The organism is Sporosarcina sp. FSL K6-3457, assembly GCF_038007285.1.
Lineage (GTDB): Bacteria > Bacillota > Bacilli > Bacillales_A > Planococcaceae > Sporosarcina.
Genome location: NZ_JBBOWX010000001.1, coordinates 620210 through 632500 on the forward strand (window position 1 = coordinate 620210; position 12291 = coordinate 632500).

Genomic DNA, 12291 nt, shown 5'->3' on the forward strand with positions numbered 1-12291 from the left:
TTATTGTATCCAATTGGGGGATCTGGAATGGCAGATAAAGAGATGATCGAGAAAGTCTTGACGAATATTGAAAAAGTAATGATTGGGAAACGAGATATTGCGGAGTTGAGTGTGACTGCACTTCTTGCGGGTGGACATGTTCTGCTTGAGGACGTGCCGGGTGTCGGAAAAACGATGATGGTTAAGGCGTTAGCGAGGTCGATAGGGGCGGATTTTAAACGGATTCAGTTTACGCCGGATTTACTTCCTTCCGATGTGCTTGGTGTGTCCATTTACAATCCAAGAGAGATGGAATTTGAATTTAGACCTGGCCCGATTATGGGCAATATTGTTCTTGCGGATGAAATCAATCGTACTTCGCCAAAGACACAAGCGGCATTACTAGAAGGAATGGAAGAGTCCTCGGTGACAATTGATGGCGAAACGATGCGAATTCCTCAACCGTTTTTTGTTATGGCGACGCAAAATCCAATTGAGTACGAAGGTACATATCCGCTGCCAGAAGCACAATTGGATCGTTTTTTATTTAAATTAAAAATGGGCTATCCGACAAAGTTCGAGGAGACGGAAATACTGAGCCGAGCTGAAAAAGCGGTGCCTCTGGATCAGTTAGAAACAGTCATCTCGCTTGACGATTTAAAGGCTCTACAAAACGCTGTGACAGACATCACTGTCGATGAAACGATTAAATCATATATTGTAGATTGTGCTTCGCAGACGCGTAGTCATCCCTATGTCTATTTGGGGGTAAGTCCACGTGGTTCTTTAGCGCTGATGAAGGCGTGTCAAGCTTACGCGTTACTAAGAGGCCGAGCTTATGTGACACCGGATGATGTGCAATACCTTTCGCCATTCGTATTTGGTCATCGAATGATTTTACGGCCTGAAGCCAAATATGAAGGGATTTCCACGAAGGAAATTGTGGACCGGATATTGACAAAGGTACGTGTACCCGTTAATAAGGTCCAGTTCAAATGATTAAAACAAAAAAAATGCTCGATATTTCAGGACGATTTCTTTTTGTACTAGGTGTCTTGGCGTTGACATTTGTTTTTGCAATGTTTCAAGGTGGGAAGGTTAGCTGGACCATTTTTTATAGTCTATTGCCTTTCGTTATGTATTCTACATTCTTATTTTTCTATCCATTTTCGGAGATTAAGGTAAAACGGTCAATTCGATCAGCGAATAGCCAAAATAGTGGCAAGTTTCTTGTGACATTGTCCCTTAAGCGGAAAAGTCGTTTTCCGTTATTGTATACAGCTGTAACCGAGAAGTGGGCAGAGGATGACGTGGCTTTATTGGCAGGGGGGCCGTTTAAAAGGCTATTCCTGTTTGGATTCCGTAAAGAAATTGAATGGCAATATGAAATTGAACAGATGCCGAGGGGAGAGCATCTGTTGGAAGGTGTAGTTGTTGAGGTGTCAGACTTTTTTGGTTGGCTCCGTAAAACGAAATTGATAGATGCAAGAGATACGATTCTTGTGTTTCCCAAAATGATAGACCTTCACTACGTCCCATTCGATACACAATATGATCGAGGTACACTGGTTTCACTTTTGAATATTGTCAAAGACACAACGATGGTAACGGGAGTTCGAGGGTATCAGCCAGGGGACCGGGTAACGTGGATTCACTGGAAGTCATTTGCTCGGACGCAGACGTTGATGACGAAAGAGTTTGAAGACAGGCGATCACAAGAGCTATTGCTGCTTTTGGATGGGAGAGTATCGGCAACATTTGAAGAACAAGTAGAGTTGACGGCATCTATTCTGAAAGAGGCTTCCAGTCATCAAGCGGAACTTGCGTTGATGACAACAGGTCTAGAAACATCTCTATTCCCAGCTATCCAATCGGAAGAGCAGCTCCATCAGGCACTTGTCCACCTTGCGAAAATAAAGCCGAGTGAGGCAGAGAAAACAGTATCTTTAGTGGATTTTGGGACTGAATTTCAACATGGGGGCGGAATTGTACTAATTACTGCTCAGCCAGATTGGCCATTTATGCAGTCTGTGCTACGCACAGCTAAAAATGCTAGATCTATCATTTGCTTTGTTGTTATGAAAGGGACTGGAACGACATCGATAGAGGTAGAAAATGCTATCCAATTGGCGAGGTCGGAGGGAGTTATTGTACATGTTCTAGGGAAAGAGCAATTTAGAGAAGCTTTTAAAGAGGTGGCAGGCCAATGACAGGGACACGGATTGACTGGCGGCTGTTAGTTCTCCTGTATATACTCGGATTCGTTCTTCTAAGAGAATGGCTCATACCCGTGATGGAATTGACGGACACAGATTATTTGGGGTTATTTTTGTTTTTTATCGTATTATCTTTTTTATTGGCATTGGTACGAGCGAAGTGGTGGGTTACTGTACCTGTAAAAATCATTTATATAGTGTGGGTCGTTCACTACGTGTACTTAGATAAGGTATTCATTTCGAAAGACACAGTTTTTTATCTACTTAAAGATCTTATGTCGAACGTTCCAATTATTATAGGTGCAGATTGGGATAATATTACGAATCCGTTCAAAACCATTCTGTTTTTCTTTTTATTGTGGATGACTACTTATTTGATCCGTCATTGGATTGAAGTGAGGAAAAGTATTTTACTCTTCTATATGATGACGGTTGTATTTATCGCGACGATTGACACGTTTAGTCCATATTCAGCGGATGGTTCTATTTTCAGGATAATGGTGGCGGGATTGTTACTGCTCGGTCTTTTGTTTATTTCCAAATTGATGGAGCGGCATCAGCGGTCTATTCCAGATGGCGCGCTAATCATTCTCTTGTTACCACTTCTTTTTACGGTAGTCGTAAGCGGAGCCTTTGCGAACTATCTTCCGAAACAGGAACCTATTTGGCCGGATCCAATCCCTTATTTTAAGTCGATTGTTCAAGGTGCTGGAGTGGGTGGTAGTGGAGCTAGTGTTTCGAAAAGTGGCTATGACACGGATGATACGACACTCGGGGGTTCATTTACACAGGATGATACGGTTGTTTTTGAGGTGAAAGTAGCCAGCAAACAATATTGGAAAATCGAGACGAAGAATACGTATACGTCAAAAGGCTGGGAGCAAGTACCAGCAAATGAGAATCAGGCTATTTATGCACCAGGGATGGAATTAGCGGAGTCTGAAAAGTACGAAGGGACATCGGTGAAGCCGCAGCTGCTGGCTGAATTTCAAGTGGCAGAGCCTTTTCCGTTTATCGTTTACCCTTATGGTATCAATAGAGTGAATACAACAGCTGACGCGTTACTCTTTCACTCTGAAATGTCGGGAAAGTACACTACGCAACTTAGAGGCAGTGAAGGTCCAGAACCAATCGAAACGTATGAAATTGAGTTCCAGGAACCGGAGTATAGTTTAGCGGCGTTAAGGGCTGCGGAAATGGTAGACTATGCTGCTGAAAATGAGGATTTTACGCCATATTTACAGTTGCCGAATTCGCTTCCGCAACGTGTAGGGGATTTGGCAGAAGAAATAACGGTGCAACATAGTAGCGTCTATGAAAAGGCAAAGGCAATTGAAAGTTACTTTAAGAAAAATGGGTTTGTCTATACACAGCAAAATGTAGCGATACCAAAAGCAGGTGATGATTATGTAGATCAATTCCTCTTCGACACGAAGAGTGGCTACTGCGATAACTTTTCAACATCTATGGTCGTTATGTTACGTACGCTAGATATTCCTGCTCGTTGGGTAAAAGGCTTTGCACCAGGGGAATCTGTAGTAAATGGAGCTGGCGAACGCGTTTATCAGATTACGAATAATGAAGCGCATTCGTGGGTGGAGGCCTATATGCCAGGAGTTGGTTGGATGCCATTTGAACCGACGATTGGGTTTAATGGCTTGACCGATATCGACTATGATTTGGAATTGGACCTTACTAATCCAGAATCACCTGAAATGAAGGAGCCAGAGCAGCCAAAGCAGGAACAAAAAGAGGCGCCTGTTAAAGAGGAAAAGGATTTTGACATTGGCAAGTATTTCAATTCGATGGGCTCATGGTTGAAGGATAATAGCTGGATAATTGTAGCGGGTGCAACCGTACTGGCATTTATTATTTGGCGATTGTTTGTTGTGAGGGTGAAATGGCTGCCTCGAGTACTCATTTATGCAAGTCGATCCGGAAAAGAAGATTGGGTTACTTTTGACAAGCAGTATACGAGCTTGTTGAAGCAATTGAATCGGCTAGGGTTGAAGCGGGCGAATGGTATGACCTTATCTGATTACGCAAAGACTGTAGATACTCATTTTGGTGGAGATGGAATGAGAAAACTAACAGCGGCTTATGAAAAAGGTTTGTACGGTGGTAATACAACTGACCATGAGTGGGCAAGTTTACAAGAAGTGTGGGAAGATTTAATCAATAGGACTTCAAGGTGATTTTGAGCTATAATTGTAGAAGAAAAAATATTCGGACTATAATTTAGTTGCCGATGAAGTAAAAAAACAGTTGGTAAAACAGCCGGAAAAGGGTAGAATGGTAGGATTAAGAGGAGGTTGCATCGAATTGAAACAGGATAATATTTTAGTATTGGATTTAGGTAGTAGTGAGAATACAACAATTGCCCGTTGGATTCGTGAACTAGGTGTGTATAGTGAGATTCATCCCCATGACATTACAGCTCAAAATATTGAACAGTTAAAAACGGTAAAAGGGGTTATTTTAAATGGTGGTAAAAATAATATCATTGATGGCGAAGCAATTGATGTATTAGATGAAATTTACTCTTTAAATATTCCGGTCATTAGCGTAAACCACCCATCAACAAAAGCATTGAAAGTGCTAGAGCAATGGCCAAGTGAAGAAGAAACGAAAGCAGTGTTAAAAGATTTCGTTTTCCATACATGTAAAGCGGAAGCGAACTGGAATATGAAAAATTTCGTTGATGACCAAGTTGCTTTACTCCGTGAACAAATAGGCGATAAGAAAGTATTATTAGCTCTTTCTGGCGGTGTAGATTCGTCTGTTGTTGCAGCATTATTAATCAAGGCAATCGGCAAGCAATTAGTTTGTGTGCATGTAAACCATGGTTTAATGCGTAAAAACGAGTCTGAGGGCGTTATTAAAATGTTCGAAAAAGACTTAGAAGAAAACCTTGTTTACGTGGATGCAAGTGAACGTTTCTTAGGCAAGCTAAAAGGGGTAGGCGAGTCAGAAGAAAAACGCAAAATTATCGGCAATGAATTTGTTCGCGTATTTGAAGAAGAAGCGCGCAAATTTGAAGGGATTGACTTTTTAGCACAAGGAACAATCTATCCGGATATCGTAGAATCCGGCACGAAAACACATAAAGTCGTCAAATCTCACCATAATGTTGGAGGGCTTCCAGAAGATATGCAATTTGAATTAGTGGAGCCGTTATTCCAATTATTCAAAGATGAAGTACGTGCGTGTGGTGTTGAGTTAGGTCTTCCGCATGATATGGTCTATCGCCAACCATTCCCAGGACCAGGTCTAGGTGTGCGTGTTTTAGGGGAAATTGAGCCTGATCGTCTAGAAGCAGTACGCGAATCAGATGCTATTTTACGTGAAGAATTTGCACTCGCAGGATTAGACCAAAAGGTTTGGCAGTACTTTACGGTTGTGCCGAACTTCAAATCTGTCGGTGTACGCAACAATGAGCGGACATATGAATATCCAGTCATTATTCGTGCAGTAAACACTGTAGATGCGTTGACAGCAACGATTGAACAAATCGAATGGCCAATCCTTCTGAAAATTACTGATCGGATTATTAATGAAGTGAAAAATATTAACCGCGTGTGCTACGACCTATCTCCGAAACCAGGCGGCACGATTGAATGGGAATAATTCACTAAAAGCATTTAAAGTGAAAAGGCTGATTTGACTGCATTTCAATGGCACGTCAAATAGATAAAGCAATTAAAGATGAATATGTTCTTAGCTAAGATACCGCCATAGAGAACAAACAAAAAACGTGGGATATTAGATTGATATAGCGACATGATACACATATAAAACACCCTTATTAGGCTACTTAACACCATATTTTATAGGTGTTAGGTAGCCTAATTTTTCTTGGATACGTTCTTTATAATGATTTAAATAGGTAATTTCTTGCTCAATTATGTCTTAGTTGCATAACGAATTAAATTTTACATATAGAAATCCCTTAGGCCTTATAAGTGTGCTGCTCCGAAGGTGATTTAGATTGTCTTGTTAATTTAGGTTACTCCACTTTAGAATCACCTGGATTGAAGTGCCTTATTTATGTACGAAATTTGAACACTTAAGTTTTAAAAAATTAAAGTTATCAAAAGTAGTTGATAATACTTTTTTGATTTGATATACTCAAACGAGAATGTTGAGATTGAGAATCATTATCATTATTATTTTGTGTTGTCGCTATGTACAATAGTGGAATAAAGATTGTTATATTAGATAGCATATAAAATATAGCATAATGATATTAATTTCACCAATTCAATAATTTGCTTGTCTATCAAGCTTATATAATAGGAGGATATGTATGAAGAAATCTCTATTTTTGAAATTAGTTGGTATTATGGCGGTATTGAGTTTGATGTTAGCAGCTTGCTCAAGTTCAAGTAATGAAGAGCCAAAGCCTACTGAAGATAATGGAAGTGAAGAGGTTGCAAAACCTACTGAAGATAATGAAAGTGAAGAGGTTGCTGAGCCTACAACGGTTGAAATCACTGATGCTCACGGAACTGTTATTGTTCCTATAAATCCTAAGAATGTAGTTGCTTTGGATAATAGAACGTTTGAAACGTTATCTGATTGGGGAATTGAATTGGCAGCTGCTCCAAAGGCTGTAATGCCTGCGGATTCACCATATGTAAGTGATGAGTCAGTTCAAGATATTGGAAATCACCGTGAGCCAAATCTTGAAATTATTGCAGCGGTAGATCCTGAGCTTGTAATTGTTGGTCAAAGGTTTGCTGGCTTTTATGAAGATATAAAAAAATTAGTACCAAATGCAGTCGTTATTGATATTAATATTGATGTTTCCAAGGAAACTGATACACCTGGAGAGAACTTAGCAAACGGATTTAAGGATATTACAATCGCTCTGGGACAAATTTTCGAAAAAAATGAAGAGGCTGAAAAATTAACAGCTGATTTTGACCAAGCTATCGAAGATGCTAAGTCTGCATATAATGGAACGGATACAATTATGAGTGTTATCGTTTCTGGTGGAGATATTGGTTTTGCAGCTCCTCATTCTGGACGTGTTTGGGGACCATTGTATGAAATCTTTGGATGGACTTCAGCATTAGAAATTGACAATTCTTCTACAGATCATCAAGGCGATGATATTTCTGTTGAAGCGATTGCACAAAGTAATCCTGATTGGATTTTCGTACTAGATCGTGATGCAGCAGTATCTTCTACAGAAGATTTAGTTCCTGCTAAGGATGTTATCGAAAATTCGCCAGCTCTTCAAAACATAACAGCTGTTACTGAAGGACAGGTCGTTTATGCACCAGCGGATACTTACACAAATGAATCAATACAAACTTTTATAGAGCTATTTAAAGAGATTTCAAAGGCTTTAGCTAAGTAGTACCAAGGAGTATAGCGCAGCGATGAAAAATACAATACAAAAAATAACCGGGGCTGAGAATTCTCAGCCCCAAAGTTATAAACATAATAAAATATGGACAAAACCTTTTATAGTTGCAATTTTAATTGTTGGTATTTTAGGTGTTATATCATTGTTTACTGGAGTTTATGATATACGAGGACAAGAAGATGGGATGGAAATGTTTTTCATTACTCGTGTTCCAAGAACGGCTGCCCTAATGCTTACCGGAGCTGCCATGTCAATGGCAGGGCTCGTCATGCAACTGATTACACAGAATCGTTTGGTTGAACCTACAACAACAGGAACGATTGAATGGGCGGGTTTGGGACTTCTTCTTGTTTATTTATTAATTCCTGCACCAACCTTAGTTGAAAGAATGATGGGTGCAATCATTTTTTCTTTTATAGGAACGATGATTTTCTTTTTATTTTTAAGAAGGGTTAAACTTCGTTCGTCTTTAATTGTTCCGATTATTGGGATGATGCTTGGAGCAGTCATTTCTGCAGTGTCTACTTTTGTTGGACTCGTTTTTCAAATGACGCAAAATATTGAAAATTGGTTTGTAGGTTCATTCGCACCAGTTCAAGTTGGAAGATATGAATTTTTATGGATAATTGTTATCATCACGATTCTTATTTTTATTTATGCTAATCGATTGACTTTAGCAGGACTAGGGGAAGATGTTGCGACAAGCCTTGGCGTAAATTATAATCGGATTGTTCTTGTTGGTACGGGTCTTATTGCTGTTGCAGTCGGAATTGTTGCAGCTGTTATTGGGAACTTACCTTTTTTAGGTTTAATTGTACCAAATGTTGTTTCAATGTTTAGGGGCGATGATCTTAGGAGTAATTTGCCGTGGGTATGTCTGGTAGGAATGGCTGCTATAACTGGTTCTGACATCATTTCTCGGACAATTATAATGCCTTTTGAAGTACCTGTGTCTTTGATACTTGGAACAGTAGGGGCAGTCGTATTTATCGTTATTTTATTGAGACAAAGGAGAAGCCTAGGATGAACGCATTGGAATATAGAAATAAAGAAAATGTCGAAATCGATTCTAGCCTCCATAATCGAAATAGATCAGCTAGAGCTTTTCGTTCTAAAAAAGAAGAAAAACGTTATTGGATTTTGTTGATAGCATTGATAGCTTTGGGCGCACTTTCTTCGTATGGGCTATTAGTTTATAATAATCCGGTTCCAGTGGATTCACCTTCTTTTATCCCCGTTGTTAGAAGAAGGATGGAAGCTCTTATTGCAATGATTATTGCAGCAATTTGTCAGAGTTTGTCGACCGTTGCTTTTCACTCGATTACGAATAATAGGATTATAACACCTTCGCTTTTAGGTTTTGAATCACTTTACTCAACCATTCAAACGAGTACAATATTTTTCTTTGGTGCGGGTGCTTTGATAAACTTTAGTGGTGTTGGATCATTTGCATTTCAAGTTGCTGTTATGGTCTTAATGAGCTTGATACTTTATGGATGGTTACTCTCTGGAAAGTACGGGAATTTGCAACTTATGCTTTTGGTTGGAATTGTTATTGGAACTGGGCTAAGATCTGTGTCAACTTTTATGAGAAGAGTTCTTGCGCCATCTGAGTTTGATATTTTGCAGGCAAGATTGTTTGGCTCTGTCAATAATGCGGATGCTGAATATTTCCCTTTTGTAATTCCAATTGTACTAATTATAGCATTATTTCTATTTGCTTATTCTAAGAGATTAAATGTCTTGTCACTTGGAAAGGATGTCTCTACTTCTTTTGGAGTTAATCATCAATTTAGTATGATTTATGTTCTTATATTAGTTGCTATTTTGATGTCAATTTCAACGGCTATGGTTGGACCACTTACTTTCTATGGATTTTTAGTTGCAACTTTGAGTTATCAAGCGGCACCAACTTATGATCACAGATATGTTTTTCCAATGGCTCTTGCTATAGGATTTTTGATAATAACAGGTGCATACTTTTTAATGTATCATGTATTCAATGCTCAAGGTGTAGTTTCAGTTATTATTGAATTGGTTGGCGGAATAATATTCTTAATCGTGATTTTAAGGAAGAGGTCTCTATGATAAAAATTGATAATGTTAAAAAGGCGTATAATGATGAGGTAGAAATAGGACCTTTGAATATTCAAGTACCAAAAGCTGGACTTACTTCTTTAATTGGACCAAATGGTGCTGGAAAGTCTACAACACTTTTAATGATTGGAAGACTTTTGGATATGGATGAAGGTCAAATCGAAGTGGCGAATATGGATGTTTCGGGTACTAAATCAGGAGACTTAGCAAAAGTTTTGACTATTTTGCGACAAGAAAATCATTTTGTAACGAGGCTTACTGTTAGACAATTAGCTGGATTTGGACGTTTTCCTTATTCAAAGGGAAGATTAACGAAAGAGGATGAGGCTATTATTTCTAAATATATCGATTTTTTAGGCTTAACTGAACTGGAAAATAGATATTTAGATGAGCTTTCTGGTGGTCAAAGGCAAAGGGCATATGTAGCGATGGTTTTGTGCCAAGAGACTGAATATGTACTTTTGGACGAGCCGTTGAACAATCTTGATGTTGCTCGTTCTGTTCAAATGATGGAGCATTTGAGGCATGTTGCTAATGAATTTGGAAGAACAATTCTGACTGTTATGCATGATATAAACTTTGCAGCCAAATATTCTGATCGGATTTGTGCTATGAAAGATGGACAAATTGCTGCTTTTGGAACAGTAGAAGAGATTATGGACCCGGAAATTTTGACAGATATTTTTGAGACGAAAATAGAGATTATCGATGGTCCTTATGGTCCGATAGCTGTCTATTAGTTGTGATTTTTGAAGCATCCTAGAAAAATATTTACCGCTACTATGATTGATAAAGCTGTTCAAGATGACAATAACTATCCGACAATTGCAGATTTGCTGTTACATACCTCAGACTACAAACCTTATTTTTGACTGGTCTATGGTATCGAATTACCTTGCTAGGAAAAATGATTTTTATGGCATCACAAAAGATATGTTTGCGAAGGAATTGTCATCTTTAAGTGTCACGGAGAATGAGCGTGTATTCTAACTTTGAGTATACCGAACTAGGATTTATTTCAGAAGAAATCTGTAGTCTAGATTATATATCACTTATGGATAAATACATAAGTAACGAATTGCATCTACAAAATACATAAATATCTAATAAAAAGATGACTCGGAAGTTATTGGGGTTGGAACGAAAATATTGCATATTTGCCGACGAGAGTAATTGATTTGGTGTGTCGGAACACAATAGAATAATAGCATTTACTTAAATAGATTCCATAATTGTTAGACGTTCAATTAAAATGAGCGTCTTTTTTGTGCGACGGACAGAATTTACGCAGATAAAAGTAATAGGGAAATTTGAAAGGAAACTTTCACTATGTAGACCTCTTAAGGTAATGATATATTATTTGGGTGAATGAACATTCTGTTGATTACAAGATTTAATTTTTAAAATGACATATGACTTTTAAGTTGAGTAGAGGTTATGGAGGGGGCGGCTTTCAATATTGTGGTAGCTATTTTGTCATATTTAAGTGACCTGTTGCACTCAGACGAAGTGAGTTGTTCATTGTAAAGTGAGGGTTCACCTGCTACAATTGAGGATGAGAATAGCATGAATTACAAGAAAAGTTCCGCACATCAACCGTGTTTTATGATGTAACGACTAAGCCACCAGCGACTATTGAGTGGGAATAAAATAGAAGTTATCGTATAAAATCGGGGATATGGCCCGGAAGTTTCTACCGAGACACCTTAAATGTCTCGACTACGATTCCATCGGAGAGGGTATCCCTTCCGATTGGTTTTGTTATTGGGAAGTATACGGTGCAACAGCGTATACTTCCCATTTTTATTTTTTGAAAATTTTATTTGAAGGACGGTTGAAATGAAAAAGTATTTCGAGTTTGATAAGTTAGGTACGAACTATCGTCGTGAAATTATCGGGGGACTGACTACATTTCTAGCGATGGCGTATATCCTTGTCGTCAATCCACTGATGTTGTCGCTTGATGCAATCCCCGATTTACCAGACGCTATGCGCATGGACAAAGGTGCGGTATTTGTAGCGACTGCGCTTGCAGCGGCCGTAGGATCGCTATTTATGGGACTTATTGCAAGGTATCCAATTGGATTGGCACCAGGCATGGGGCTGAACGCATTTTTTGCCTTTTCTGTTGTATTAGGGATGGGTATTCCATGGCAAACAGCTTTAACAGGTGTGTTATTTTCAGGTCTTATTTTTATTGTCTTATCACTTTCGGGATTACGCGAAATTATTATTAATGCAATCCCTACGCAACTTAAATTTGCAGTAGGTGCTGGGATTGGGCTTTTTATTACATTTCTCGGACTTCAAAATGCAAAAATCATTGTTGCTGATCCAAATACATTGGTAACGCTCGGTGATCTTTCACGTGGCCCAACTTTACTAGCTATATTTGGCCTTGTTATCACAGTTATTATGATGGTACGCAAAATCAATGGTGCAATCTTTTATGGTATGATTACAACGACTATTGTAGGTATGATTGCCGGTTTGATTGCTCTACCGGAAAAGATTGTCGACAAAGTACCGAGCGTAGCGCCAACATTCGGTGCTGCATTCGATGCAATATTCCAAGATCCGGCCTCTTTGTTTACGGCACAATTTCTTGTCATTGTCATTACGTTC

Annotated in this window: 9 protein-coding genes and 1 riboswitch (1 of these 10 running past the window's edge); all 9 genes read left to right on the top strand. The window is 38.8% G+C overall.

The genetic code is table 11. The annotated features are described in order from the left end of the window. Positions 1–27: 27 nt before the first annotated feature. Positions 28–978 carry an AAA family ATPase gene (locus N1I80_RS03070; RefSeq protein ID WP_340736495.1) on the top strand — a complete coding sequence of 317 codons (951 nt, stop codon included), beginning with the start codon at positions 28–30 and terminating at the stop codon, positions 976–978. Beyond that, a complete protein-coding gene (locus N1I80_RS03075) occupies positions 975–2189 on the top strand; it encodes a DUF58 domain-containing protein (RefSeq protein ID WP_340736496.1) in 1215 nt (404 codons plus the stop codon). The genes N1I80_RS03070 and N1I80_RS03075 overlap by 4 nt, the downstream gene beginning before the upstream one ends. Beyond that, a complete protein-coding gene (locus N1I80_RS03080; RefSeq protein ID WP_340736497.1) occupies positions 2186–4390 on the top strand; it encodes a DUF4129 domain-containing transglutaminase family protein in 2205 nt (734 codons plus the stop codon). The genes N1I80_RS03075 and N1I80_RS03080 overlap by 4 nt, the downstream gene beginning before the upstream one ends. A gap of 97 nt (positions 4391–4487) precedes the next feature. Further along, complete coding sequence (gene guaA / locus N1I80_RS03085) at positions 4488–5822, top strand: glutamine-hydrolyzing GMP synthase (RefSeq protein ID WP_445683632.1); 1335 nt, start codon at positions 4488–4490, stop codon at positions 5820–5822. A 679-nt stretch (positions 5823–6501) separates the two neighbouring features. Next, positions 6502–7560, top strand: a complete 1059-nt coding sequence (locus tag N1I80_RS03090; RefSeq protein WP_340736498.1) for a siderophore ABC transporter substrate-binding protein — start codon at positions 6502–6504, stop codon at positions 7558–7560. A 22-nt stretch (positions 7561–7582) separates the two neighbouring features. After that, positions 7583–8596 carry an ABC transporter permease gene (locus tag N1I80_RS03095; protein ID WP_340736499.1) on the top strand — a complete coding sequence of 338 codons (1014 nt, stop codon included), beginning with the start codon at positions 7583–7585 and terminating at the stop codon, positions 8594–8596. Then, the gene (locus N1I80_RS03100) at positions 8593–9657 is read left to right on the top strand and encodes an iron chelate uptake ABC transporter family permease subunit (protein ID WP_340736500.1); all 1065 of its coding nucleotides are present in this window, start codon (positions 8593–8595) and stop codon (positions 9655–9657) included. Before N1I80_RS03095 ends, N1I80_RS03100 begins: the two co-directional genes overlap by 4 nt. After that, positions 9654–10406 (top strand): iron ABC transporter ATP-binding protein, encoded by a 753-nt coding sequence (locus tag N1I80_RS03105; RefSeq protein WP_340736501.1) that lies wholly within the window; start codon positions 9654–9656, stop codon positions 10404–10406. Before N1I80_RS03100 ends, N1I80_RS03105 begins: the two co-directional genes overlap by 4 nt. 900 nt (positions 10407–11306) lie before the next feature. After that, a riboswitch (purine riboswitch) is annotated at positions 11307–11408 on the top strand. Positions 11409–11505: 97 nt separating this feature from the next. Continuing rightward, positions 11506–12291 carry the 5' portion of an NCS2 family permease gene (locus N1I80_RS03110; RefSeq protein ID WP_340736502.1) on the top strand. 549 nt of this gene lie beyond the right edge of the window, so 786 of the gene's 1335 nt are visible here — the first part of the coding sequence; the start codon lies at positions 11506–11508; the stop codon falls past the right edge of the window.

What these genes read in the sequence shown, in the direction of transcription:
- N1I80_RS03095 (WP_340736499.1), top strand. Translation starts at nt 7,583, where the DNA reads ATGAAAAATACAATACAAAAAATAACCGGGGCTGAGAATTCTCAGCCC.
- N1I80_RS03080 (WP_340736497.1), top strand. Translation starts at nt 2,186, where the DNA reads ATGACAGGGACACGGATTGACTGGCGGCTGTTAGTTCTCCTGTATATA.
- N1I80_RS03100 (WP_340736500.1), top strand. Translation starts at nt 8,593, where the DNA reads ATGAACGCATTGGAATATAGAAATAAAGAAAATGTCGAAATCGATTCT.
- N1I80_RS03105 (WP_340736501.1), top strand. Translation starts at nt 9,654, where the DNA reads ATGATAAAAATTGATAATGTTAAAAAGGCGTATAATGATGAGGTAGAA.
- guaA (WP_445683632.1), top strand. Translation starts at nt 4,488, where the DNA reads ATGGTAGGATTAAGAGGAGGTTGCATCGAATTGAAACAGGATAATATT.
- N1I80_RS03090 (WP_340736498.1), top strand. Translation starts at nt 6,502, where the DNA reads ATGAAGAAATCTCTATTTTTGAAATTAGTTGGTATTATGGCGGTATTG.
- N1I80_RS03075 (WP_340736496.1), top strand. Translation starts at nt 975, where the DNA reads ATGATTAAAACAAAAAAAATGCTCGATATTTCAGGACGATTTCTTTTT.
- N1I80_RS03070 (WP_340736495.1), top strand. Translation starts at nt 28, where the DNA reads ATGGCAGATAAAGAGATGATCGAGAAAGTCTTGACGAATATTGAAAAA.